This is a genomic window from Streptomyces sp. NPDC034099, assembly GCF_055575415.1.
The window spans coordinates 944,706-967,453 of record NZ_JBVISR010000001.1 but is presented as its reverse complement, the minus strand read 5'-3'; the positions used below and the strand labels follow the sequence as shown (position 1 = coordinate 967,453).

Genomic DNA, 22,748 nt, shown 5'->3' with positions numbered 1-22,748 from the left:
CGGGGCAGGACAGGCCGCGATCGAGGGCTTTGCGCCGCTTTCGCGCTCTACCTGTTCCCGAGCAGCGTGTGCAGGTGACCGTGGAAGGTCGCCGCGTGGTCGGCCATCGCGGCCTTCCACGGTGCGGCATCGGCGCGGGCGATCTCTTCCCATGCCGCGGCGTTGGCGGCGGCGAACGCCTCCTTGGCCTCTGCCGGTGCGGTGTGCCAGGAGGGGCAGCGGTGGGCGAAGGCGTCCGCCTCGACGAGCGTGTGTCCGGCTTCGAGGAGCCGCAGGATGAGGATGGCGGGGTCGATCCAGGCTGCGCCGCGTGTGGGCCAGGCCCAGTCGATGATGTGGGCACGGTCGTCCACGAGCACGTTGTGCGGGGCGAGGTCGGTGTGCAGGAGGGTGTCACCGGCAAAAAGAGCGGCGGTTCCGGGTGGGGCGTATGCGGCCCAGCGCTGTTCGGCGGCTTTGATGTGGATGTCCGTGGGAACGGTGGTCTCTTGGAGTTCCGCAAGGGCCTCGGAGACAAGGGGCAGGTCGGCGGAGCCCGGCGTGTAGTCGGCGTGCCGTCCCGGAAGGACCTCGTACCCGAGGAGGTCCCAGTCCGCCACCTCGATGTGCCAGTACAGGCGGGGGCAGGCGCGAGGGAGATGTGGGTTGATCGCGGCCTCTCGACGCTGGGCGGGGGCCTGTGGGTGGTCCGTGGGGATGCCCTTGACGAAGACCGGGCCGTGATCGGTGTCGAGAAAGGCGGCGATGCCTGAGTTCAGCCCTCCGTCGGCGGTGCGGGCGGCGTGAACGGGGCCCGCCTTGTCGGCGATGGCCTGGCGTACCTCCACGGGAAGGTCGTGGAAGTGGCGGCGGATCATGGACACGGCGCGGTTCCTCGGAGAGAGCGGTGAGCTGCCCCGGCCAGCGTACGGCCGGGGCAGCGTGCTGGGGCGGAGCCCCGGTCTAGTAGGGCTGGTCGTCGCCGGCCGAGCAGCTGCATCCGGCGGACTCGGCGACGTCGACGTCCAGGTCGCCGATGATCTGGAACGTGCCCTCAGGAACCGGGGGCGCGGAGATGGGCACGGGCAGGGTGCCGGTGGCCTGTGTGGGCGGGCGCAGGCCGATGGTGACCGGGACCGGGGCGGGCCGGGTCAGGGTGGCGTTGGTGGGAGTCATGCTCCGTAACCTCCGTGTTGGCAGTAGAGCGATCGGTTGTCCCCCGCCTCCTGGTGGAGTTTGGCCAGCGGTCGGCATGTCCTGCAGGTGCCGACCTTCGAGCAGCCGGAACATCCACCGGTGCGGAGCTGGAGGGACTCGGCGATGCCGCCGAGCCGGGGGAGGGCCGTCAGGCCCTCCGTCATGAGGTTCACGCTGGGGTCGCGGCCGATCTTGCAGACCGAGGCGATGCCGTGCGGGTCGACGTGGAAGAAGGTGTGACCGGCGTTGCAGCCGGTGAAGACACGGCGGGCGCGGACGTACTTCTGGGCCTGTGAGGCGAGCGGCTTCGCCTCTCCGTCGATCGTGGGGGACATGTTGGTGAAGACCTGGTACGGGAAGCCCCAGCGGTCTTCCACCAGGCGGACCATGTCGTCCACCTCTTGGGCGTTCTCCTCGGCGACGATGATGTTGATCCGGACGGGCAGTCCCGCCGCGCGGGAGGCGTCCAGGCCGCGGGTGAACCGGTCGAAAGCACCGCGGTTGCGGGTGACGGCGTCGTAGGTCTCCCCGGTCGCCCCGTAGAGGCTGACCGTCAGTCGGTAGGGCCGCAGGTGGGCGAACAGCTCCTGCATCCTCGCTTTGTGGAGCTGGCTGCCGTTCGTCGAGACCTGGATCATCATCCCGAGTCCGGTGGCGTACTCGTACGCGGCGGCGAACTGCGGGTCGATCAGCGCCTCGCCGCCGGTAATCTGAAGCCACAGGACCCCGGCGTCTCGCAGCATCGTGAGCAGGCGCGTCTTGTCGTCCCAGTCCAGGCCCTCGAACCGCTTCTCGCCGAGGTAGCAGAAACCGCAGTCGTGGTCACAGCCGAGGTTGATCTCCCATGACGCCTTCGCGTACCCGTAGGCGGAGCGTTCGCGGACGATGAGGGTGTCCTGCAGGGGCCCGGTGGGCATGGGCGTCTGCCATGCGGCCGTGGTCGCCTCGGCGAGCCAGGCCGGGGCCGACCGGTCCTCGGCGACCGCCGTGCGCAGTTCCTCGAAACGGGACTCGGGGAGGGCCACTCCCTTGGCGTGACCGGGCCGGAGGAGGAGGTACTGGCCCAGGAACGGACTGGCGATCAGTTGGTGCACGTTGCCTCCATGTCGTTTGGCAGGGGGTGGGGCGGGTCCGTGCAGAGGTGGAGTCGGGGGAACTCCTCGGACCCGCCCCGCTCACCGGCCACCTGTCCTTCGGCTGGCCGGCCGGTGAGGCTGGAGGGCCCCGACATGGGGATCTACTAGGCAGCGGCCAGGTCGTTGAGCAGCTCGTCGATGCTGACGACACGGAACGACTTGAGGCGGCGAACCAACTGCGAGGCGAGGAACGTCCCGATGTTCGGATGGCCGTACGGCAAGGGCGCATCCGGCTGCGCGACGACCTTCACGCCGCCCTCGCTCCGGCCGTACAAAGTGCCGTGCACGCCGTACAGGGGTGCGCTCCTGGCCAGGAACACCGTCGGGCCGTCCTCCAGGTGTGGACAAAGCCTCGCGGCGGCACGGGTGTGCCTGCGGCACACCGGAGGCTGGTTGGTGAGGATGCTCGGCCGACTCGGATCGTGATCCCGAGGGCCGGCGAGAAAGATGAAGCCGAGGGGCGTGCGGGCGGGACCCGTGCAGACCTGGCAGGTGAGCGTCTGCATGCACACCATCTGCCGGTGGGGGTGCATCAGCTTCCACTGCGGCTCACCGGAGATCCGGCCTTCGGCATCGACAGGGTTCCACCCGCACCGGGCCCAGAGAACGCCTCGCGGGTCTCGGTCCCGGGGGTCCTCGTCCGCGTAGTACAGCCGCGGGCCGGAGGAGTGATACGAGATGACGAGGTTGTCCGGCGCTGCGTCCTCCCCTTCCCTCTGGGTGATGTACGGGACCAGGGGGAGGCTCCCGTCGTTCGACTCGGCAGCGCGCGGGTTGTACGTGAGGCGGAGGGGCGGGAAGGTCACGGCGCCTCCGTAAGGCACTGGTGGGCCACCAGGCGTTCGAGGAGTTCGTCGAGCGTCCACGCCATGCGCCGGATGTGTCCTACGGCCCGGCGGTGATCCGTTGGCACTTCCTCGGACCGGATGGTGCGCCCGCGCTCGACGAGGACCGCTGTTTGCTGGTCCGTCTCGGCCACCCGGGAGACCACGGCGAGGTGGACGAGTCGCATCAAGTGACCACGAAGGCGCTGCGCGTGCTCGTCGACCTCGTGTTCGGTGGGCGTGTAGTCGTCCAGGACGGCTGCCACGTCATCGAGCAGCCAGCCGTCGACGTACGGGGCCCAGCGCTGCACCTTCTCCAGGACCCTTCTCAAGCCGGCCTCGGTGAAGGGCGGTACGGCGGCTCGCACGGGATGGGACCAACCGGGGCGGAGGGTGGTGGCCGTCATCGCCCCGACTCCTCTGGCACAGCGAGGCGTAGTCGGTAGGTAGCTCGTACGGGGGCGGGCACGGTGATCTCCTCTACGCGACGTCGGCGATCCGGACGACCCTGGAAGGGCTGACCATCGGCTTCGAGGCTCCCGTCGCGGGAGGAGCGTTTCCACGCCGTCGCTACGCCGTCTCCCCGCCGTCCGGACGGCGGAGAAGCGTCGGTCGGACGGCGTGGAGACGCGCTGCGGATAAGCGGAATCTTTGGGTCACGCCCATTTCGTACGACCGGAAGAGCGACCGCGATGCTGAACGACTCAAGTCCGGCAGTTCACAGTCCGCACACGCACTGGGTGGACCTGGCCGGTCGGTACGAACCCCTCGGCCCGGCCCGTGATCGGGTTCGTAGTGTGCTGGCCGGGGTCGTCCCTTGCGTAGACGATGCGGCGCTGGTCGTATCCGAGCTGGTGGGCAACGCCGTGCGACACACGACGGCCGGCCCCGACTGCCTGACCATCGAGATCGACGGAGATCAGGTCGTCGTCGCGGTCCACGACCCGGAGCCTGACGACGGTCGTGTGCACCTGTCGGAAACGGCTGCGGATCCGCTTGCCGAGTCCGGCCGTGGGTTGTGGCTGGTGCAGTCGCTGGCACGTCGGTGGTACGTGGAGACCACCGCCGTCGGAAAGGCGGTCGTTGCCGTCCTGCCGCGCGGGAAAACGGCAGTCAGCCGAGCGGCAGGCTCTTGACGACGTCCCAACGATAGACGCGGTCCTCGCGTCGCAGCTCCACCAACTGCACTTCCTGGACGTGCAGATCGACTGGTGCGAGCCCCCGGAGGGGGGTGACGGCCTTGATGACCGGGGCAGCGGGGCGTGGCCGGTTGTTGTAGGCCAGACTCAGGTGGGGGCGGAACAGCGCGGTCGGCTTGCGGGGTGCCAGCCCCAGCGAAGCCATGGACTCGCTGAGGGCCGAGTGCAGCGCCAGTACCGGGCCCCAAGGGGCGACCGTCAGGCGTACGGCTCCCCGAGAACCCGCGAGCGGGACCGCCCGCAGGCCGAAGGCCGCCGGGAGAAGCGGGGCCGCCGCGCTGATGACGTCATCGAGACGGGGCAGCGGCAGCGCTGCGGCGGAACCGACGCGTGTGAGCGTGATGTGCAACCCGTCGTCGGGAACCGGGTCCAGGCCGAGCGGCGCGAGGTACTGCCGGCAGCGAAGAGCGAGGTCGGCCAGTGCTGGGCTGTTGGGGAAGGTGAGCATCCAGTAGTACGCCCGGGTCTGTGCCGTCCAGCCGGGCCGGTCCCAGTGGTCGACCATGGTCTCCACGGCGTCGAAGGCGGCCTGGTCGTGCGCCGCGATCACCGCCGGGTCGCTCAGGTCGGCCGGGGGGTGGGCAGGGAAAGCTGCGGGATCGGCGCTGAGCTGGACGTGCGACCAAGACACCCGGCGAACTCCTCCGTGATCACCCCGCCTCAGCAGGCGGACGTTGACAGCCCCAAACGCGGAGCTGTTCGCCATACTCGCGCACCGCCGGCCGGGACCGCCAAGGGGCTGCTCGCTCGTACAGATCCCGGGAGCGTTGCCGCACCGAGCTGATCGGCAGCGGGCTGGCCAGAGTGATCGCCTGTTGCCCGAGGGACATGGCGTGTTCCACGTCCGGTGCCCGCTGCTGAAGTATCGCGGTGGCCACGTCGAGGCGGACCAGCGAGCGGCTCCACGCGGAGTCGGACTTCTCGACCAGGTCGTCGAGGTTCTCGGCGTCTCGCAGCACGTGCCCGGTGTCCTGCAGAGCGACACGGGCGGTCAGCGCATTGGCCAAGGTGCGGGCCCGCCCATACGGCGAGAAGGAGATGCAGGAGGTCAGACCGAGGGGCACGTCATGCCGGTCGGAGAGCTCCAGAGCCCGCCCGATGGCCCGCTCGGCCTGGGACCGGTCACCGAGCTTGGCGAGCGCCCGGGCCCGTCCATTGACCAGCAGCCGGATGGCCTGCGGGTGGTTCTGCGCCCGGTCCACCGCGGCGGCGGCCCGCGCGTCGGCCTCGTCGTAACGGCCTGCGTAGTACGCCGCGAAGGACTGGGTGCCGCAGGCCCACATCTCGGTGTCTAGATCGCCGATCGCCCGGCTCAGTTCCAGCGCTTCGGCGCAGTACGCCTCCGCCAGGGGGAACGCGCCGGTGTTCACCGCCATGTAGCCGAGCAGCCCGCCGGCGCGTGCGGTGACCCGGAACAGTTCCCTGCGTGCGGATGGAGGTTGCTGACCGGCGAGCAGGGTGTGCGCCATGCTGTGCAGGCTCTTCGTTTGTCCCCACAGACCATCCGGTCCGTCCTTCTCGTACCGCTCGGTGATCACCTCGACCCGGGAGGCGAGAAAGGACAGAGTGGTCTGGTCGACGTTGCCGCAGGCCAGCTGGCGGGCTCGGGCGACGATCTCCGCCGGGTCTTCATCGTGGGCCGGCGGGCCGACTTGGGGAGAAGCTGGAACGTCCGCAGGCAGTGGTTCTCGGGCGGCCGGCGGATAGGTCGAGGCCGACGCGAACAGGTCGCGAGCGGCCCTGCCCAGCAGCACCTCCAGGATGCGGCACGTGTCGGGGCGGGGAAGCTGCTTCAGTTCCCCACTCATCCATCGGTCGAACTGCCGCGATGAGACCGCGACTGAGGCCAGCCGAGGGTCGTCCGCCTGCTTGGCCAGGTTCTTGGCCGCGCGGGAGAACTGCACCTCGAATGCCGTGTAAGTCGTGAGGTGGCGCTCTTCGAGTAACTGCCGCAGCAGCGTGTTCCGGGGCATGGAAGACCTCCCAACACGTCGGCGAAACCAGGGGATTCTCGGCGAACGGCACGCACGCCGAACCGTGCGGCGTACGGGATGTCCTACGCAAGACTGCCGACGCAAAGCGCAACTAGGCAATATGTCTGGCTAAGTTGGCCCGTTCGGGTTGTCTGCCAACGGGTGGATGGACAGACTGCCTCCATGGCTCTGAAGAGGAAGCTGGTCCCTCAGTCGGTCTACCGACGCCAGCTCGCCACACGGCTGCGCGAGTTACGGGAGGCGTCCGGCCTGACCCTCACCGAGGTGTCGGAGCGAATCGAGGTCAATCAGGGGTCTCTCAGCCGGATCGAGACCGGCGAGCGCGGTACCACCCCTGTACTGGTTCGCGCTCTCCTCGACTGCTACGCCGTCACGGACACGGAGCTGCGTGACGACATCCTCGACCTGGTGCGTGCCGACAAGGAGCAGCAGAAGCCCTGGTGGCGCAAGTACTCCACGGTTCTCTCCCCGACCCGTTACGACGGGTATCTCGCCCTTGAGGCAGGTGCCACCGCGCTGGCCAACTATCAGCCCTTGCTCGTCCCCGGGCTGCTTCAGACCGAGGACTACGCCCGCGCAGTCATCGCCCAGATGCGTCCCGAACTCACTACTGACCAGGTGGACGCCCTGGTCAAGGTACGGATGGAACGCCAGGAGAGCCGCCTGTCCGGCGAGCGTCCCACCGACCTGTGGGCCGTCCTGGACGAAGCCGTCCTCCGCCGAGTCATCGGCTCTCCCGCCGTGATGCGCCAGCAGTTCGCCCACCTTGTCCGGGCCGGCGAGCAGCGCAACATCACCATCCAGCTCCTCCCGTTCGCCCTCGGCGCCCATCCCGGCCTCTACGGCCCCTTCGTCATCCTCACCTTCCCCCAGCCCACGGCCCCGTTGGTCTGGCTGGAGAACCCCAACAACTCCGTGTACCTGGAGTCCGAGAGCGACATCCAGAACTACAACGACATCTTCGACCAGCTCAGGGCCTCCGCCCTCAGCCCGGCCGAGACCCGTACCCACCTCACCCGCACCGCCGAGGAGCTCGAACCGTGAGCACGACCCCGCCCCGCCGCCCCCACGCCGCGGAACTTGAGAAGGCGCGCTGGCGCAAGAGCTCCTACAGCGGGGGCGCCAACGACTGCGTCGAGATCGCCGACCTCGGTGTGTACGCAGCGGTACGCGACTCAAAAGACCTCGACCTGTCACCGGTGATTCTCAGCCGCTCCGCCCTGGATGAGCTGCTGGGCCATTACACCGACGGCGAGTCTCGCGTCGGCTGAGACCCTGCCCAATCCACACGTGCACGCTGTCAACAGCCAACGGGAGTGCCCGCGTGAGTGACCAGCACGACAAGCCGTTCCTCCAGATCGTGGTCTGCGCGGCCGGGGTCGCCGCCGACGTCGGCCGACTGATCACGGCAGCACAGGAGCGGCACTGGGACGTCGGCGTCGTCGCCACACCGCAGGGACTCGGCTTCCTGGACGCGGCGACCATCGAGGCCCAGGCCGGCCGCCCCATCCGCTCAGCCTGGCGATCACCGGGCGAGCCACGCCCGAGCCGGGCTGCGGATGCGATCGCGGTCGCCCCGGCCACCTTCAACACGGTCAACAAGTGGGCCGCCGGGATCTCGGACAACCTCGCGCTGGGCATCCTGTGCGAGGCACCCGCCATGGGCGTTCCCGTCGCCGTGCTGCCGTACCTGAACTCCGCCCAGGCCGCCCACCCTGCATACCGCCGGAATCTGGGCGTGCTGCGCGAGATGGGAGTCCTGATCGGCTCCTACGAGCCTCACCGGCCCAAGACAGGCGGTGGGGCCGACCGCTATCGCTGGGAGGAAGTGCTGGAGCTGCTCGCCCCCAGGCTGTCCCTGCGGTCGTGATCAGCGCCTCCGTACTTGCGGGGGTGGAGGGGGCGAGACCGCGGATGCTTCGTGGGCCGGCGTGCTGGGCTGTGGTGTCCTATCGGCCTGCACTGTGCTGCGGTCCTGTACTGCACGGTCGCTGGGCGCGGGTCGTGCGATAAGGCGCTGCGTTCTCCAGATCAAGGTCCTGGCGGGGGAGCGGGCGTCGTCCAGGGTTCGTTGATCGACCGCCTGCTTGAGGAGTCGCTCCGGGTTGTGGCCGAGTGCTTCCGCTTCGGCGAGTGCGGCGGTGAGGGCGTCGACAGCGGGATCTGACAGGACCTGTTCCGCGTGCTCGGGCAGGGCCCGGCGGATGTGGCGCATGTACCGGTTCGCCGCCTGTTGGTGCGGTCGATGCTGGACAAGAGCGGTCAGGGGCGCGCCTGCTGCCTCGTCGTAGGCGGCTTGGAGGTGGAGAAGGGCCTGCTGCGCGGCGGTGACCTGCTGGTCGTGGTGGCGGAGCTGGTGCCAGCGAGTGGCCGCGACGGTGACGAGGATCGCGGCATCGAGGAGCATCGCCAGAGCCGTGCCGTCCCCGGGGGCGGGCTCGCGGAGCATCGCCCGTGCGGCGCTTCGCAGGGTGTGGGCGTGATGGTGTTCGGCCTGGACGCGGGATCGGGTGGCGCGCTCGAAAGCGGAGGCTGCCTCGCGGAGCTGGGCGCGGATGGGTGCGGGAGCGAGAAGGGGCAGGGCGTCGAGGGCTTCACCGAAGGCGGCGAGGTGGGCCTGGGAGGCTCGATCGTCGTGTCCGGTGAGGTGGTGGGGTATGCGTTCGGCGGCCGTGGTTGCCTGGTGCCACGGATTGGGCCTGTGCCTGCTCGGCCGGTTGGCGGGTGCGAGTCGGTGGCCTCCAGGCGTGCTCGGATCTTGGGGAAGGACAGGTCCGGCGCGAGTTCGGAGCCGGAGAACCAGATCGGTTGCCTGCCTGCCGTGGTGGTGTCTTCGCTGGCGATCTTGTAGCCGCGTACGTCGCCAGAAGCGAAGTACACGACTTCGACCAGCACGCCGTCGGTGTGACTGAGCAGGCGGATGAACTCGTCGGTGCTGGTGGTGACGGCCACGGCGGTGCGGACGATGGCGCGCAGGCGTTCGCGAGCCGGCCTCTCCTGGCCTTGGCGGTGTGCCTTTTCCTGTTCGGCGCGGGTGGGGCGCTTGGCGGCGGTGCGGTCTCCGCGAGCGACTTGGAAGAGGCCGTATTCCTTCTCGATGACGGCGAGTTCGCGGTCGGCGGTGAGGTAGTCGTTCCAGTGGCGTGCGGTGCTCAGGTCGCCGCGGACCTTGGTGGCGGCGATGTGGATGTGGTCGGGGGCATGGCGAACGGCGACCCAGCGGCAGCCGTCCGGGTCGTCTTGTGGCGCGAGACCGGTGGCGGCCACGACGCGGCGGGCTATGTCGGCCCACTCCTCGTCGCTGAGGTGGCGGTCGGTCGTGGCGGCGCGGAGGGAGCAGTGCCAGACGTGTCGTTCGGGTGCGCGGCCGAGTCGGCGGGCTTGCTTGACGCGCAGGTCGAGGTCGGCCACCAGGAGCCTCTTTGTGGCGGTGAAGTCGTCGGTGCGGCCGGGGTCGGGAGCGAAGCCGTCCCAGGAAGCGACGAGGTGGGGGTCGGTGTGGTCTTTGGCCTTCTTGGTGTCGAACAAGTAGCGGATCAGGCCGGCCGTGTCCTTGCCGCTGCTGATCTTGGCGATCACCGGGCTGCCTTCCTGGTGACGGTCTGGTTTGCCGCTGCCGCGATCTCGCTGATGGCAGCACGGACCGCGTTCAGGGTGCGTTCGGTCTGGGCGAGGGCGGCGGTATCCCCAGGGTGTGGATGGCCGCCGGAGTTGAGTTTCCGGGCGATCTGGTTGGCGTTGTTGCCGATCTTGGCGATCTGCTCGCGCAGGGCGGTCAGCTCGTCGATGTAGTCGTCCAGCGGGGTGCGCTGGCCGGGCAGGGCGAGGTCGCCGTGGATGTGGGCCATGACGACGGCGCCGACGTAGTGGGCGCCGGCGATGTTGAGAGAGCGGGCCTTGGCGAGGATGGCGCTCTTCTCTTCGACGCTGTAGCGCACGTCGACGCGTTCCTTGCGCTGGGTGTCTTTGCGCTTGCGGCGGCGGGCGATGCGATGCAGGGCGGCGGTTTCGGCGGCACGAGGCAGAACGATGGGGGTGGCCTGGATGCGTTGTCCTTCCTCGGGTGCCCCCTGGCGCCCGTGGGTCTCCGCCACCCCCGGGGCGGAACTCCCGTTGGACCGCCCCTTGGACGGTCCAACGGCATACCTTGCTGGCTGGGTGACGCTTGCTGGCTGGGTGACGCTTGTGGTCATCTCCCGCTGTCCGAGGGGCAGCTCACGCCGGGTTTCACGCATAGGGGCAGTCCTTACTAGGAGTCGGCGGACGGGAAGTGCCTGGGGTGGTCGGATCCGCCCTCTGTCCACTCGCTGAGCAGCGCGATGCCGGGCGGTACCGACCGGGTCAGCGCGCTAGGAGACGCGCTCGGGCCTACGGTCGAGTTCGGCCTGCAGGCGGCGTGTGATCTCGGTGAGGCGGTCTTTGCCGACGGGGTGTCCCTGCGCTCGGATCGCCGCTTCGACGTGGCGGCGGGAGATACGTCCTTGGCGGCCCAGAGGCGCGGCGCGGCCGAGAGCCAGGAGCGTTTCCGTGGAGACGCTGGGCTGCCGGCCCTTGATCGGGCTGTGGGGCTGACGCGCCTCCGCCACTTCGGCCGGAGGGTCCGCCACGTCCGCGATGTCTTCCGCCACAACTCCGGGCCGTGCTTGTGCCGCGCCCTTCGAGGCATCGGCCGTGTCGCTGCTCAGAGCGGGCCGCAGCACGTTCTCCACGTGAGTGTGGCGCTGAGCGCCGACCGGTTCAGTCGAGTGGCGTCCGGTGGGATGACGGCGTATGACGAGATCCAGGTGGACGGCTCCGGCGAGCGCGAGCGGGGCGATGGCCGACAGGGCGCCGACGGTGACGTCGTCCAGGTGGAGCCCGGCGGCGTCGCTCTCCTGGTTGAGACGGACGGCGTGCAGGGCGTTCGCCCAGATGCTCGTGATGGTGGCGATGCCAACCAGGGCCCAGACGTAGAGGCGAGATCGCCAGGGGGCGGCTCGCAGGATGAGCAGAGCCGCGACGCCGATGGCGATGAACCCGTCGATCACGAGCGGGAAGGCGTACGTCAGCACTCCGCGGATGTGGATGGCCACTGCCATCTGCCGCAGGGCGTCGTACGAGAGAGCGAAACCGATCGTGCCGACCAGAGCGACCCCCAGGCGGATCGCGGCGGTCATCATCGGTACTGGGCTCGCGGTGGTGCGCACAGGCAAGCGGGTGCTCCAAGCGGGAAGGGCTGGTGGGCAGAGAGGTGGCGGACCCGTCACACCCGTCGCACGGCTGGTCAGAGCAGGTACGGGTGATCGTCGTGGTACGAGACGACTCGTCGCAGCGACGACACCCGTCACGGGGTTGACCTGCGATGCGACGGGTGCGACGAGTCTTTACGGGTGCGGGTCCGGGCCTGTCCGGGCGCTCTCGTCACCGTTCTCGGAGGCGGACTCCTCTGGGCAGTACCGCGCCCAGGCGTCGGTGAAGCGGAGGCGTGCGAAGCCCTTGGCCTGCCTGCCGCCCTCGAAGCGGAGGGTGGCGGCCTTGATGTCGAAGTCCTTCAGGAGGAGCCCAAGATGACGTGGGCTGAGGCCGGTGGTGCCGTACTCGGCCCACGGAGCCTCCTGGTCCTTGAGAAGCTCCTCCAGCAGGTCCCGGGTGCGCATGATGTCCGGGTCGCCGCCGCGGGCGAAGGCGCGCCGGATGTCCTGCAGCAGGCGGGTCTTGAGATTGGACTCGTCGTCCTTGTCCGCCTCGGCGGCGCACATGGCCGCGCAGGCTGCGCGCGCGTCCTCGGGCCAGGTGCCGCCCGCCAGCTCCGCGACGATCACGAGCGGTTCCCAGGTGTCCGCCGCGCGGTCCTGTACCGGCATCCGCGGTACCAGGTCCTCGGCGGTGTCCAGGAGCGGACGGAGCCATGCTTCCAAGCGGTCCCGCAGAGCGTGCAAGGCTGGGATGTCGCGGCGGGAGCGGAACTGTTCGACGCGCTCTCCGTCCTTGCGGCGCTGCATGCGGATCACCACCGCCCGGTCCATGACGGTGTCCGGCAGGGCGCCGATGCCGGCCAGCGCCGCCATGGCGAAGGTGGGGAACTTCCGCGTCTTGTGCTCGGGACCGGAGATCCGCAGGGCGGGCCGGTTGCGCTGATGGCCGGCGTTGAGCAGGCCGCGCAGTTCCTCGTTCTTCTCTGCGGCCTTGACGCTGCCGAAGATGGTGTCGGCCTCGTCCACCAGCAGAGTGGGCGGGTCGTCACCGATGGCGCGGAAGACGACAGCAGGGCTGGTGTTCACGGTGATCAACGGGTCGTGCGCCGTCTCCGTGATCACGTCCAGCAGGCGGGATTTGCCGCACCGCTTCGCCGGTCCGACCACCGCCAGGCGCGGTGCGTGCTGCAGTGCCGGCTGGATGTGCGTGGCCGCCACCCACAGCGTGACGGCGGTCAGCGCGTCACCGCTGGGCAGGATGACGTATCGGGCGATCGCCGCCCGGAGCTCGTCCAGCAGTGCTGCGCCCTCGTTGGCGCTGTCCGGCTGGTCACCCCCGGAGGACGGGGGCTCGGTCGCATCGCCCTGGCCGGGGACGGCCACGGGTGGCCAAGGCAGAGGGCTGGCGGGTGCGGTGGGGGTCGGAGAGGTCGTAGATTCGTCCACAGGCGTTCCTCCCTGGTGGGCCGGACGGGCAAGGTCCGGACTCACCGAGACAGATCGTTTTTTGGCAAGGGGCGATGAGGGCAGGGACCGCGCGGCTCCCGGCGGTGGCTCGCCGGGAGCCGCTTCGCTTTCCCTGTGGGGTGGTCTCAGACGGCGAGGTCGTACGCGGCCTGGGCGTTGAGCCAGGCGTCCACCTCGGCCCAGCGGTAGCGCAGGTGGCGGCCGACCTTGTGCACGTTCGGGCCGATGCCCCGGTACTTCCACTGGTAGAGCGTCTTGACCGGCACCCCGAGGTACTCGGCGACTTCCGCCGGGGTGGCGAGGGGGCCGCGTCGGTTGGCGTCGGCAGTGGTGTGGGCAGGGCGGGGGGAAAGGCTCGGCATAGGGCTCCCTTTTCGGTTTCGGACAACTGCGTGGACAACACAGCCACATCCTGGGCGGAGAAGTCCAGAGTTGGTTCTAGAAGACGCCAGAAGTTCCCGTTGGTGAGCACGGGAGGAAATACCGTAAGGGTGAATTGGCGGTTGACCAAAAAATCGGTGCCAGGGTGACGGGCTGTTCGTAAGCCCAGGTGGTGACCCATCGGTGAGGGGTGCAGTCAGCTACACTGCGCTCGCTTCCGGCGCGTGGAATCGGTGGCGCAGCCTTCCGGTGCCGTGTGTCATGAATTGGTCGGGAGAATTATTGATCCGGCGGGACGCGACTTCTGTAGAGTTTAAGAACCAACTCTTGCCAAAGGCTTCGGCTGCAAGTTACAGCTACCTGTTATGGCAACTCGACCTCTCGAAATAGGCCCCGCCGGCTTGCATACCGCCCGCGCCATCGAGCGCACGCGGCTGGCGCTCGGCCTCACCCAGCATCAACTGGCTGCCCACTGCACCGCGATGGGCCGCCCGATGACCAACACCGCGCTCAGCCGCACCGAGCGCGCCCACCGACGTTGCGACATCGACGACCTCGTCGTGATCGCCGAAGCCCTCGGTGTTCGTGCGACGGCTCTGCTGCCTGCCGGCGTCTGCCCCGCCCACCCTCGCCACACCGAAGCAGACCTCTGCTGCCGTGCCCAGGGGGTCCTCCTTGGCTGATGTGTACGACCGCTGGCACAAGTCCCATCCCAAGCCGGACGAGACCCAGTGCAGCGAGCACAAGAGCCGCACCCGGCGGATGGTCCCGACCTCTGACCACGGGACCGGGAAGCGCTGGCAGGTCCGGTACCGGGACCTGGACAACCACCAGCGCAAGGAGAACTTCCACACGAGGGCCGAAGCCGACAAGCGGGCGGCCGAGGTCGACGTCGAGATCCGGAGCGGCAGCTACGTCGTTCCCGCCGAGACGAAGCAGACGCTCGGCGCTTACGCCCAGAAGTGGCTCGACGCGCACTCGGTCGGCCCGACCACGGCCCTCCGCTACGAGGCCACCGTCCGCAACCACATCGTCGCCCACCTCGGCCGGCGCGAGCTGCGGTCCCTGAACAAGCCCTCGGTCATTCAGGGCTGGATTCGCACGCTGCAGGATGGCGGCTTCGAGGTGTCGACGATCGAGGGCATCTTCGACATCCTCTCCAGCATCCTCGGCATGGCCGTGGAGGACGGGCTGCTGCCGAAGAACCCGTGCAAGTCGAAGTCGGTCAAGCTGCCGACCGCGACCAAGAAGAAGATCATCCCCTGGTCCCTGGAGCGCGTGCGCGCGGTCATCGCCGGGCTGCCCGAACGCTTCCGGGCCGGCGGCAAGCTCGCCTTCGGCTGCGGCCTGCGGCAGGGAGAGATCTTCGGCTTCGCCGTGGAGGACATCGACTTCAAGGGCGGCTGGATCCACGTCAACCGCCAGGTGCGGCTCGTCGGCACGAAGCCCGTCTTCGCCCTGCCCAAGGGCAACAGGATCCGGTCAGTGCCGCTGTCGGCTCAGCTGGCCACTGCCCTCAAGGCCCACATGAGGCGATTCCCGCCGACGGCGGTCACGCTGCCCTGGGCGAAGCCCGACGGCGAGCCCAAGACCTTCCGGCTGCTCTTCGTCGACGAGAAGGGCCGAGCGTACAACCGCAGCGTCTTCAACATGGGCGCCTGGAAGCGAGCCCTGGTCGCCGCCGGCGTGATCCCTCCCCGCGAGCGCGGGGCGAGGTACCTCCAGGCGGCCCCGGAGGACGGCATGCACGCCCTCCGGCACGCGTATGCCTCCGTGCTCCTGGACGCGGGGGAGAGCATCAAGGCGCTCTCCGAGTACCTCGGCCACTCAGACCCGGGCTTCACGCTCCGGACGTACACGCACCTGTTGCCGTCCAGCGAGACCCGCACGCGCAAGGCGATCGACGATGCCTTGGCAGCCACCCGCAGCGCGGCCGCTACGCGGTGAGGCAGGCCCGGGTGCGGCCGGTGTTGCCGTCCGGGTGATTCCCGGCCGCTGAGCCGGGGCGGCGACCATTAAGCGCACGAGCTGTCTGAGCACTTGCGGCCAGGCGCGGCAGGAGCCTCCGGATGATCCAGGATTCCCTGGATTCAGGCGTTCGTGTATCGTGACGTCCATGCTGAGTCTCGCCACCGACCTTGATGCGCTGACCCGGTTCGGGCGGGCGCTGGCCGACCCGATCCGCTGTCGCATCCTGCTCGCTCTGCGCGAGGAGCCGGCCCACCCGGCCACGCTGGCCGACCTGCTGGAGATCTCCCGCACCCGGCTGTCGAACCATCTGGCCTGTCTGCGGGACTGCGGATTGGTCGTCGCCGTGCCGGAGGGACGCCGGGTGCGCTACGAGCTGGCGGACGAGCGGTTGGGGCACGCGCTGGACGACCTGCGCACCGCTGTGGTCGCCGTCGAGGCCGACAGGACCTGCGTGGATGCCGACGAAAAGGGCTGCTGCTGATGGCAGCGGACGTCTCCCTGTCCCTCGGCCCGCCCCCGGCCCGCTGTGACGTCCTGGCCAAGCGGATACGGCTGCTGGTGGCCGCGACGATCACCTACAACGTGATCGAGGCGGTCGTCGCCATCACCGCCGGCACCATGGCTTCCTCCACTGCGCTGATCGGCTTTGGCCTGGATTCGGTCATCGAGGTCTCCTCGGCCGCGGCGGTCGCCTGGCAGTTCTCCGCCCGCGACCACGACCTGCGCGACGCCCGCGAGAAGGTCACCCTGCGGATCATCGCCGTCTCCTTCTTCGCGCTCGCCGCCTACGTCTCCTTCGACGCCGTCCGCGCGCTGGCCGGCACGGGTGAGGCCGAGCGCTCCATCCCCGGCATCGTCATCGCCGCCCTGTCCCTGGCGATCATGCCGTTCCTGTCCTACGCCCAGCGCAAGGCCGGGCGCGAACTCGGCTCCGCCTCGGCGGTGGCGGACTCCAAGCAGACCCTGCTGTGCACCTACCTCTCCGCGGTGCTGCTGGTCGGCCTGGTCCTCAACGCCACCCTCGGCTGGTCCTGGGCCGACCCGATCGCCGCCCTCGTCATCGCCGCCATCGCGGTCAAGGAGGGCATTGAGGCGTGGCAGGGCAAGGGCTGTTGCGCGCCGAACGCCGCTGCCGTGAGCGCCGGTGCGGGCAAGGCCGAGGCGGACGCCTGCGGCAGCTGCGGCCCTGGCTGCGACTGCTGCTGACCGGCATCGGTCGAACGAGAGAGGGCTCCGGCCCCCGCGTGATGCGGGAGACGGAGCCCTTTTCTCGTGGTCAGCGGGTGCTCTTGACGAGCAGCGGCAGGTCGTGGGCGTAGTCGTCGCTGGTGGTGCCGGCGGTGTAGACGACGTGGACCATGTCGTCGGCGGGCAGGAAGGCGGCGACCTGGGCGCCGTGGTCGGAGGTGACGGTGCCGTCGTGGTGCTTCTTGGGCTCCTCGACGGAGATGCCGAGGCTGAACGCGGCCTTCTTCACCTTGTCCAGGTCACCGGACAGGCCGGTGAAGTTCGGCCCGAACGTCTTGAGCCACTTGCCCAGACTCTTCGGGGTGTCGCGCTCGGGGTCGGTGGTGACGAAGACGACTTCCACGCTGTCCTTGACCGTCTTCGGCTGCTTGGACAGGGCGAGGGAGATGTCGCCCATGGTGGTGGGGCACACATCAGGGCAGTTGGTGTAGCCGAAGAACATCAGCGTCGTCTTGCCGGCGGTCTGCTTGCGCAGATCGAACGGCTTGCCGGCGGTGTCGGTGAGTGCCAGGTCGGGCTTGGTGAAGCCGCTGTCCAGCGCGGTGCCCCGGTAGGGGGAGTCGTCCGCCTGGGAGACCACGGCCGCGGGCTCCCCGTCGGCGTGGTGCTCTTCGGAGGCGCCGCAGCCGGCCAGGAGCATAGCGGCGGCGGTGGCAAGAGCGGCGGCCGTCAGGCGGATCGGACGCGTGCGGTGCTGCATGGTCGGCTTCTCAGTTCTCTTCGGACTCGGCCGCGGATGGGCTCCGCCACCGGCAGCTCCAGATACAACAGGTCGCAGGCGTCGTCCCCGTGTGTTCCACAGCGCACCGGCGCTCGAACAAGGACGGTCAGGACACGCCCGAAGCAACAAGCTAACGGACATGGATGCGGAACCTCGCCGCACCCCCGCCTCTCCCCGGGGCACATCGGCGCCCCGGGCAAAACCAATGTGCCCTCAATGTGCCCTGGCCGCCTGACGCCCCCTCCCCGGCACGCAAAAGGGCGAGGCCCGAAGACCCCGCCCGACTCTCACGAAACCACAGCTCAGGGCCACACCAGGCAGTACGGCTGGTGCCCTGCCTCGTGCAGTCGGTGGCTGAAGTCCTGCCACTCGTGCAGCAGCTGGTACACGTTGAACGCGTCGCGTGGGCCGCCGCGGTCCGGGACCGTGGACCATATGAAGGCCGCCGCGCCGACCGCCTCCTCGCCGATGCCGCGCAGGGGGTCGACGACGGTCATCGGGAGCTTCACGACCGCGTAGTCGGGGTGCAGGACGACCAGCTCCAGCGGGGGGACCTTGTGCAGGGGGACGCCCTCGATGCCGGTGAGGACCATGGCGGCCATGGTCTCCGGCTTGATCTTGGTGAACATGCCGTTCATCCCGAGCTCGTCGCCGCCCAGCTCCTCGGGGCGCATCGAGATCGGGACGCGGGCCGCGGTCGCGCCGTCGGGCGCGCCGAAGTACTTGTAGGTCACCCCCACCCGACCACCATTCCTGCTCCCCGCCCCCAGCCGGCCGGCCCGCCCGTCGAGCCGGTCGGGCTCACCCGGTGTGCCGTGTGTCTGACGTGCTTCGGACGCTTCCTCCGCCTCGCGTCGGTGCCTTCCCCGCCGGGCACGTCGAGGACCCAGGTCATCGGTCCCCTCGCCCAGTCCGCCACCGCGATGCATATCTCCACCCGACTGCTTTTCTAGGACGCGTGGCCCCCGCCGCGCAACCCGATCATCGTGTCAGTGACCTCCCCCACGGCCGCTCGCCGAAACGTGCGCTGAAACATATGTCCGTCATGTGTGTGCGGGACGGCCGGGAGCCGCGCCCGCGCCGTCCCGGTGAGCTGCGTGGATGGGCCCCAGTCTGGCAGACGGCACGGCGTTCGGGGCGGTTGTCTACCCTTGTCGAAGTCACCCTGGGCAACCTGACGCCGCGCAGGGTCCGATACGTCGGAGAAGGTCGAGAAGGTCGGAGAAGTCGCAGGTCATGAGCGAACTGGCATATCCATACGAAGCACCGGCCTCGCAGGCTCTGTTCGACCGCGCGGCGGCCGTCACGCCCGGCGGCGTGAACTCCCCGGTGCGCGCCTTCCGCGCCGTCGGCGGCACGCCCCGGTTCATGGTGTCCGGCACCGGGCCGTACCTGACGGACGCGGACGGGCGTGAGTACGTCGACCTCGTGTGCTCCTGGGGGCCGATGATCCTCGGGCACGCGCACCCCGAGGTGATCGCCGCCGTGCAGGAGGCCGTGGCCCGCGGTACGTCCTTCGGTACGCCCGCCGAGGGCGAGGTCGCGCTCGCCGAGGCGATGGTCGAGCGGGTCGCGCCGCTGGAGGAGGTGCGGCTCGTGTCCAGCGGGACCGAGGCCACCATGTCCGCCATCCGGCTCGCCCGCGGGTTCACGCAGCGCACCAAGGTGATCAAGTTCGCCGGGTGTTACCACGGTCACGTCGACTCGCTGCTCGCCGCCGCGGGTTCCGGGGTCGCCACCTTCGCGCTGCCCGACACCCCCGGCGTCACCGGCGCCCAGGCGAGCGACACGATCGTGCTGCCGTACAACGACCTGGAGGCCGTGCACGCCGCCTTCGCCGCCCACCCCGGCGAGATCGCCTGCGTGATCACGGAGGCGTCGCCCGGCAACATGGGCGTCGTACCGCCACTGCCCGGGTTCAACCAGGGGCTCAAGGACGCCTGCGCCGCCAACGGCGCGCTGTTCGTGTCCGACGAGGTGATGACCGGCTTCCGGACCAGCCGCGCCGGGTGGTACGGGGTGGAGGGGGTCGTTCCCGACCTGATGACCTTCGGGAAGGTGATGGGGGGCGGGTTCCCCGCCGCCGCGTTCGGCGGGCGCGCCGACGTCATGGCGCACCTCGCCCCGGCCGGGCCCGTCTACCAGGCCGGCACCCTCTCCGGGAACCCGGTCGCCACCGCCGCCGGGCTGGCCCAGCTGCGGCTCCTCGACGACGCCGCGTACGACACCGTCAACGCCGTGTCCGCGCGGATCCAGTCGCTCGTGACCGAGGCGCTCGCCAAGGAGGGCGTCGCGCACACGGTGCAGACGGCCTCCAACATGTTCTCCGTGTTCTTCACCGACCGGCCGGTGCGCGACTACGAGGACGCCAAGGCGCAGGAGTCGTTCCGGTTCACCGCCTTCTTCCACTCCCTCCTCTCCAGCGGCGTCTACCTGCCGCCGTCCTCCTTCGAGTCCTGGTTCGTGTCCACCGCCCACGACGAGCGGGCCGTCCAGCGCATCGCCGACGCCCTTCCGGCGGCGGCCCGCGCGGCCGCGGAGGCGACGGCATGAGCGACAACAACACCCACGACCGCGACGAGGAACTGACCGTCGTCCACGTCATGCGGCACGGCGAGGTCGAGAACCCCACCGGCGTCCTCTACGGGCGGCTCCCCGGCTACCACCTCTCCGAGCTGGGCCGGCGCATGGCCGAGCGGGTCGCCGAGCACCTCGCGCCCCGCGACGTGACCTATGTCGTCGCCTCCCCCCTGGAGCGGGCGCAGGAGACGGCGACCCCGATCGCCAAGACGCACGGGCTCGACCTCGACACCGACACGCGGCTCATCGAGGCCGCCAACGTGTTCCAGGGCAAGACCTTCGGCATCGGCGACGGCGCCCTGCGCCGGCCCGCCAACTGGAAGCACGTGGTCAACCCGTTCAAGCCGTCCTGGGGCGAGCCGTACGTCGACCAGGTCGTGCGGATGAAGGGCGCGATCGACGCCGCCCGCGACCGGGCCCGCGGGCACGAGGCCGTGGTCGTCAGCCACCAGCTGCCGATCTGGATCCTGCGGTCGTACGTCGAGCGGCGGCGGCTGTGGCACGACCCGCGCAAGCGGCAGTGCACGCTGGCGTCCCTGACGACGTTCACCTACCGGGGCGACCGGATCGTGTCCGTCGGCTACACCGAGCCCGCCCGCGACCTCGTCCCGGCCCACCTCCTCGCGGGGGCCAGGCCCGTGAAGGGGCAGGGAAAGGCGTACGGGGCCTGAGGGGCTGACGGCCGCACCACCCCGGTCCGCTCCACCCGGTCCGTTCCGCCGCCGCGGAATCGTTCCTGTGGGCCGCCGGCCGCGGTCGGCTGTTACCCAACCCGCACAAATTTACGGAACCCGCCCGTTCGTCGCGTCCTCTCACCCAGTGACCACCAAGGACGCGACGAACGAGGTTGCGATGCGCACTTCCAACCGCACTCTCACCCGCAGGGGGATACTCGGACTCGGCGCGGGAGCCGCGGCGGCGGCCGGGCTCGCGGGCTGCGGCACCGGTTCCCACTCCGCGTCGGGCGGCTCGCACCAGGCCGGGGACGCCGGGAAACCGTCGCCCTCCGGCAGCAGCAAGGCCCCGGCGAAGCCCATCGGCGACGGTTCCACCTCGTACACCGGCAAGCAGCCGCACCAGCCGGACGCGCCCGTGCCGCTGGAGCCCGGCCAGACGCCGCCGCAGTTCGTCGTCTTCTCCTGGGACGGGGCGGGGGAGGTCGGCAACGGACTCTTCCCGCGCTTCCTCGACCTCGCCCAGGAGCACGGCGCGCACATGACGTTCTTCCTCTCGGGCCTGTACCTGCTGCCCGAGTCGAAGAAGCGCCTTTACGACCCGCCGAACAACCCGCGCGGCGCCTCCGACATCGGCTACCTCACCGACGAGCACATCAAGGCGACGCTGAAGAACGTCCACCGTGCCTGGCTGGACGGCCACGAGATCGGCACCCACTTCAACGGCCACTTCTGCGGGGGCGGCGGCAGTGTCGGCAACTGGACGCCCGCGCAGTGGCGCAGCGAGATCGACCAGGCGAAATCCTTCGTCAAGGAGTGGAAGACCAACAGCGGCTGGACCGACCTGCCCGCCCTGCCCTTCGACTACGACAAGGAACTCGTCGGCGGCCGCACGCCCTGTCTGCTCGGCCAGGACAACCTGCTGCCCACCGCCCGCGAGCTGGGCTGGCGCTACGACGCCTCCTCGCCCGGCGGCCGCCAGGTGTGGCCGGTGAAGAAGGACGGCATCTGGGACTTCCCGTTGCAGCAGATACCGTTCCCCGGCCACTCCTTCGAGGTCCTCTCGATGGACTACAACATCCTCGCCAACCAGTCGGTGAACTCCACCAAGGCCCCCGCCCACAACTACCCGGGCTGGCGCGAGCAGGCCACGAACGCGTACATATCCGGCTTCAAGCGGGCGTACGAGACGAACCGGGCGCCCTTCTTCATCGGCAACCACTTCGAGGAGTGGAACGGCGGCATCTACATGGACGCCGTGGAGAACGCCCTCAAGCACATCGCGCGGGAGAAGGAGAAGGGCGAGGACATCCGGCTGGTCTCCTTCCGCCAGTTCAGCGGCTGGATGGACGTGCAGAAGCCGGAAGTGCTCGCCAAGCTGCGGACCGTCGAGGTCGGGCAGCGGCCCACCGGCGGCTGGAACGCCTTCCTCAAGGACACCTCCTCCGCGGGCTCGACACCCTCCGGGAACGCCGCCTGAAATGCGGGTTTCCGGCCGCGAGGGGGGTGCGCAAGATCCTCGGAACGGACATGCGAAACTTTTCACATGAGTGCCGCCAGCCGCGCCCCCCTGCGCTCGAACCGCTCGAACCGCACCGCCGACGCCCGCGTCCGCGCCCGTAGCCGGGCCGTCCGGGCCGCCGTCGGCGCGGCCGCCGCGGCGCTGCTGGTGTCCGCGTGCAGCTCCGGCGGCACCTCGGGCGGCGGCGGCCAGACGGGCTTCATCACCGGCTCGGACGGCATCGCCACCGCGAAGAAGGGCGAGCGCGCCGACGCCCCCGAGCTGTCCGGCAAGACCGTCGACGGGGGACAGCTCGACGTCGCCGACTACCGGGGCAAGGTCGTCGTCCTCAACGTCTGGGGCTCGTGGTGCCCGCCCTGCCGCGCCGAGGCCAAGAACTTCGAGAAGGTGTACCAGGACGTCAAGGACCAGGGCGTCCAGTTCGTCGGCATCAACACCCGCGACACCTCCACCGGCCCGGCCCGCGCCTTCGAGAAGGACTACGGGGTCACCTACCCGAGCCTGTACGACCCGGCGGGCAGGCTGATGCTCCGCTTCGAGAAGGGCACCCTCAACCCCCAGGCCGTCCCCTCCACGCTCATCATCGACCGGGACGGCAAGGTCGCCGCGCGCACGCTCCAGGCGCTCAGCGAGGAGAAGCTGCGCAAGATGCTCGCCCCGTACCTCCAGCCGGAGAAGTGA

At 69.7% G+C, this 22,748-nt stretch carries 25 protein-coding genes and 1 pseudogene; 12 read left to right on the top strand and 14 right to left on the bottom strand.

The features are described from left to right. Positions 1–47: 47 nt before the first annotated feature. The 5 genes from ACZ56V_RS04610 to ACZ56V_RS04590 all read right to left on the bottom strand — a co-directional run bounded on the left by ACZ56V_RS04610 (position 48) and on the right by ACZ56V_RS04590 (position 3,543). Positions 48–857 (bottom strand): protein kinase family protein, encoded by an 810-nt coding sequence (locus tag ACZ56V_RS04610; RefSeq protein WP_468939375.1) that lies wholly within the window; start codon positions 855–857, stop codon positions 48–50. A gap of 85 nt (positions 858–942) precedes the next feature. Beyond that, complete coding sequence (locus ACZ56V_RS04605; RefSeq protein WP_468939139.1) at positions 943–1,155, bottom strand: hypothetical protein; 213 nt, start codon at positions 1,153–1,155, stop codon at positions 943–945. Further along, a complete protein-coding gene (locus ACZ56V_RS04600) occupies positions 1,152–2,270 on the bottom strand; it encodes a radical SAM protein (protein ID WP_468939136.1) in 1,119 nt (372 codons plus the stop codon). The genes ACZ56V_RS04605 and ACZ56V_RS04600 overlap by 4 nt, the downstream gene beginning before the upstream one ends. Positions 2,271–2,416: 146 nt before the next feature. Then, entirely contained in the window at positions 2,417–3,118 is a 702-nt protein-coding gene (locus ACZ56V_RS04595) for a hypothetical protein (RefSeq protein WP_468939133.1), read from the bottom strand. Then, entirely contained in the window at positions 3,115–3,543 is a 429-nt protein-coding gene (locus ACZ56V_RS04590) for a DUF6415 family natural product biosynthesis protein (RefSeq protein ID WP_468939130.1), read from the bottom strand. Before ACZ56V_RS04590 ends, ACZ56V_RS04595 begins: the two co-directional genes overlap by 4 nt. A 285-nt stretch (positions 3,544–3,828) precedes the next feature. On the opposite strand from ACZ56V_RS04590, the gene ACZ56V_RS04585 reads away from it, so the two are divergent. Then, positions 3,829–4,272: an ATP-binding protein gene (locus ACZ56V_RS04585; protein ID WP_468939127.1), complete on the top strand. Its 444-nt coding sequence runs from the start codon at positions 3,829–3,831 to the stop codon at positions 4,270–4,272. On the opposite strand, the gene ACZ56V_RS04580 is transcribed toward ACZ56V_RS04585, so the two are convergent. Then, complete coding sequence (locus tag ACZ56V_RS04580) at positions 4,250–4,966, bottom strand: 2'-5' RNA ligase family protein (RefSeq protein WP_468939124.1); 717 nt, start codon at positions 4,964–4,966, stop codon at positions 4,250–4,252. The genes ACZ56V_RS04585 and ACZ56V_RS04580 overlap by 23 nt on opposite strands. Positions 4,967–4,985: 19 nt before the next feature. Beyond that, complete coding sequence (locus ACZ56V_RS04575; RefSeq protein ID WP_468939122.1) at positions 4,986–6,308, bottom strand: hypothetical protein; 1,323 nt, start codon at positions 6,306–6,308, stop codon at positions 4,986–4,988. A 183-nt stretch (positions 6,309–6,491) separates the two neighbouring features. Between ACZ56V_RS04575 and ACZ56V_RS04570 the strand changes: the two genes are divergently transcribed. From ACZ56V_RS04570 to ACZ56V_RS04560, 3 genes are read left to right on the top strand one after another with little or no spacing between them, the layout of a single operon-like run. Beyond that, positions 6,492–7,373, top strand: coding sequence for a helix-turn-helix domain-containing protein (locus ACZ56V_RS04570; protein WP_468939119.1), 882 nt, complete (start codon positions 6,492–6,494; stop codon positions 7,371–7,373). Beyond that, positions 7,370–7,600: a DUF397 domain-containing protein gene (locus ACZ56V_RS04565; protein ID WP_468939117.1), complete on the top strand. Its 231-nt coding sequence runs from the start codon at positions 7,370–7,372 to the stop codon at positions 7,598–7,600. Before ACZ56V_RS04570 ends, ACZ56V_RS04565 begins: the two co-directional genes overlap by 4 nt. Positions 7,601–7,653: 53 nt before the next feature. Further along, the gene (locus ACZ56V_RS04560) at positions 7,654–8,199 is read left to right on the top strand and encodes a flavoprotein (RefSeq protein ID WP_468939114.1); all 546 of its coding nucleotides are present in this window, start codon (positions 7,654–7,656) and stop codon (positions 8,197–8,199) included. Here ACZ56V_RS04560 and ACZ56V_RS04555 read toward each other — a convergent pair. From ACZ56V_RS04555 to ACZ56V_RS04535, 5 genes and pseudogenes are all read right to left on the bottom strand, one after another. Continuing rightward, positions 8,200–9,908 (bottom strand): annotated as a pseudogene (locus ACZ56V_RS04555) (relaxase/mobilization nuclease domain-containing protein). It abuts the gene before it with no gap. Then, positions 9,905–10,564 (bottom strand): plasmid mobilization relaxosome protein MobC, encoded by a 660-nt coding sequence (gene mobC / locus ACZ56V_RS04550; RefSeq protein ID WP_468939111.1) that lies wholly within the window; start codon positions 10,562–10,564, stop codon positions 9,905–9,907. Before mobC ends, ACZ56V_RS04555 begins: the two are co-directional and overlap by 4 nt. A 114-nt stretch (positions 10,565–10,678) precedes the next feature. Then, positions 10,679–11,485, bottom strand: a complete 807-nt coding sequence (locus tag ACZ56V_RS04545) for a DUF2637 domain-containing protein (protein WP_468939373.1) — start codon at positions 11,483–11,485, stop codon at positions 10,679–10,681. A gap of 207 nt (positions 11,486–11,692) precedes the next feature. After that, complete coding sequence (locus tag ACZ56V_RS04540; protein WP_468939109.1) at positions 11,693–12,949, bottom strand: DUF3631 domain-containing protein; 1,257 nt, start codon at positions 12,947–12,949, stop codon at positions 11,693–11,695. A gap of 146 nt (positions 12,950–13,095) precedes the next feature. Continuing rightward, the gene (locus ACZ56V_RS04535; RefSeq protein ID WP_468939106.1) at positions 13,096–13,332 is read right to left on the bottom strand and encodes a helix-turn-helix transcriptional regulator; all 237 of its coding nucleotides are present in this window, start codon (positions 13,330–13,332) and stop codon (positions 13,096–13,098) included. Positions 13,333–13,752: 420 nt separating this feature from the next. Between ACZ56V_RS04535 and ACZ56V_RS04530 the strand changes: the two genes are divergently transcribed. From ACZ56V_RS04530 to ACZ56V_RS04515, 4 genes are all read left to right on the top strand, one after another. Then, positions 13,753–14,034: a helix-turn-helix domain-containing protein gene (locus ACZ56V_RS04530; RefSeq protein WP_468939103.1), complete on the top strand. Its 282-nt coding sequence runs from the start codon at positions 13,753–13,755 to the stop codon at positions 14,032–14,034. Position 14,035: 1 nt separating this feature from the next. Next, positions 14,036–15,298, top strand: coding sequence for a tyrosine-type recombinase/integrase (locus ACZ56V_RS04525; RefSeq protein WP_468939370.1), 1,263 nt, complete (start codon positions 14,036–14,038; stop codon positions 15,296–15,298). A gap of 169 nt (positions 15,299–15,467) precedes the next feature. Then, positions 15,468–15,803, top strand: a complete 336-nt coding sequence (locus tag ACZ56V_RS04520) for an ArsR/SmtB family transcription factor (RefSeq protein ID WP_468939100.1) — start codon at positions 15,468–15,470, stop codon at positions 15,801–15,803. Next, a complete protein-coding gene (locus tag ACZ56V_RS04515; protein WP_468939097.1) occupies positions 15,803–16,528 on the top strand; it encodes a cation efflux transmembrane domain-containing protein in 726 nt (241 codons plus the stop codon). Before ACZ56V_RS04520 ends, ACZ56V_RS04515 begins: the two co-directional genes overlap by 1 nt. 70 nt (positions 16,529–16,598) lie before the next feature. Here ACZ56V_RS04515 and ACZ56V_RS04510 read toward each other — a convergent pair whose 3' ends face one another. Further along, positions 16,599–17,270 carry an SCO family protein gene (locus ACZ56V_RS04510; RefSeq protein ID WP_468939094.1) on the bottom strand — a complete coding sequence of 224 codons (672 nt, stop codon included), beginning with the start codon at positions 17,268–17,270 and terminating at the stop codon, positions 16,599–16,601. Between the two features lie 323 nt (positions 17,271–17,593). Next, complete coding sequence (locus ACZ56V_RS04505; RefSeq protein WP_171987336.1) at positions 17,594–18,220, bottom strand: hypothetical protein; 627 nt, start codon at positions 18,218–18,220, stop codon at positions 17,594–17,596. 307 nt (positions 18,221–18,527) lie between these two features. Between ACZ56V_RS04505 and hemL the strand changes: the two genes are divergently transcribed. The 4 genes from hemL (at position 18,528) to ACZ56V_RS04485 (ending at position 22,748) form a co-directional block, all read left to right on the top strand. Continuing rightward, positions 18,528–19,844, top strand: a complete 1,317-nt coding sequence (gene hemL / locus ACZ56V_RS04500) for a glutamate-1-semialdehyde 2,1-aminomutase (protein ID WP_468939090.1) — start codon at positions 18,528–18,530, stop codon at positions 19,842–19,844. After that, positions 19,841–20,542, top strand: coding sequence for a histidine phosphatase family protein (locus ACZ56V_RS04495; RefSeq protein WP_398917652.1), 702 nt, complete (start codon positions 19,841–19,843; stop codon positions 20,540–20,542). Before hemL ends, ACZ56V_RS04495 begins: the two co-directional genes overlap by 4 nt. A gap of 181 nt (positions 20,543–20,723) precedes the next feature. Then, entirely contained in the window at positions 20,724–22,025 is a 1,302-nt protein-coding gene (locus tag ACZ56V_RS04490; RefSeq protein ID WP_468939087.1) for a polysaccharide deacetylase family protein, read from the top strand. A gap of 66 nt (positions 22,026–22,091) precedes the next feature. Beyond that, the gene (locus ACZ56V_RS04485; RefSeq protein WP_398917656.1) at positions 22,092–22,748 is read left to right on the top strand and encodes a TlpA family protein disulfide reductase; all 657 of its coding nucleotides are present in this window, start codon (positions 22,092–22,094) and stop codon (positions 22,746–22,748) included.

What these genes read in the sequence shown, in the direction of transcription:
- ACZ56V_RS04610 (WP_468939375.1), bottom strand. Translation starts at nt 857, where the DNA reads ATGATCCGCCGCCACTTCCACGACCTTCCCGTGGAGGTACGCCAGGCC.
- ACZ56V_RS04605 (WP_468939139.1), bottom strand. Translation starts at nt 1,155, where the DNA reads ATGACTCCCACCAACGCCACCCTGACCCGGCCCGCCCCGGTCCCGGTC.
- ACZ56V_RS04590 (WP_468939130.1), bottom strand. Translation starts at nt 3,543, where the DNA reads ATGACGGCCACCACCCTCCGCCCCGGTTGGTCCCATCCCGTGCGAGCC.
- ACZ56V_RS04585 (WP_468939127.1), top strand. Translation starts at nt 3,829, where the DNA reads ATGCTGAACGACTCAAGTCCGGCAGTTCACAGTCCGCACACGCACTGG.
- ACZ56V_RS04575 (WP_468939122.1), bottom strand. Translation starts at nt 6,308, where the DNA reads ATGCCCCGGAACACGCTGCTGCGGCAGTTACTCGAAGAGCGCCACCTC.
- ACZ56V_RS04570 (WP_468939119.1), top strand. Translation starts at nt 6,492, where the DNA reads ATGGCTCTGAAGAGGAAGCTGGTCCCTCAGTCGGTCTACCGACGCCAG.
- mobC (WP_468939111.1), bottom strand. Translation starts at nt 10,564, where the DNA reads ATGCGTGAAACCCGGCGTGAGCTGCCCCTCGGACAGCGGGAGATGACC.
- ACZ56V_RS04545 (WP_468939373.1), bottom strand. Translation starts at nt 11,485, where the DNA reads ATGACCGCCGCGATCCGCCTGGGGGTCGCTCTGGTCGGCACGATCGGT.
- ACZ56V_RS04535 (WP_468939106.1), bottom strand. Translation starts at nt 13,332, where the DNA reads ATGCCGAGCCTTTCCCCCCGCCCTGCCCACACCACTGCCGACGCCAAC.
- ACZ56V_RS04520 (WP_468939100.1), top strand. Translation starts at nt 15,468, where the DNA reads ATGCTGAGTCTCGCCACCGACCTTGATGCGCTGACCCGGTTCGGGCGG.
- ACZ56V_RS04515 (WP_468939097.1), top strand. Translation starts at nt 15,803, where the DNA reads ATGGCAGCGGACGTCTCCCTGTCCCTCGGCCCGCCCCCGGCCCGCTGT.
- ACZ56V_RS04510 (WP_468939094.1), bottom strand. Translation starts at nt 17,270, where the DNA reads ATGCAGCACCGCACGCGTCCGATCCGCCTGACGGCCGCCGCTCTTGCC.
- ACZ56V_RS04505 (WP_171987336.1), bottom strand. Translation starts at nt 18,220, where the DNA reads ATGCATCGCGGTGGCGGACTGGGCGAGGGGACCGATGACCTGGGTCCT.
- hemL (WP_468939090.1), top strand. Translation starts at nt 18,528, where the DNA reads ATGAGCGAACTGGCATATCCATACGAAGCACCGGCCTCGCAGGCTCTG.
- ACZ56V_RS04495 (WP_398917652.1), top strand. Translation starts at nt 19,841, where the DNA reads ATGAGCGACAACAACACCCACGACCGCGACGAGGAACTGACCGTCGTC.
- ACZ56V_RS04490 (WP_468939087.1), top strand. Translation starts at nt 20,724, where the DNA reads ATGCGCACTTCCAACCGCACTCTCACCCGCAGGGGGATACTCGGACTC.
- ACZ56V_RS04485 (WP_398917656.1), top strand. Translation starts at nt 22,092, where the DNA reads ATGAGTGCCGCCAGCCGCGCCCCCCTGCGCTCGAACCGCTCGAACCGC.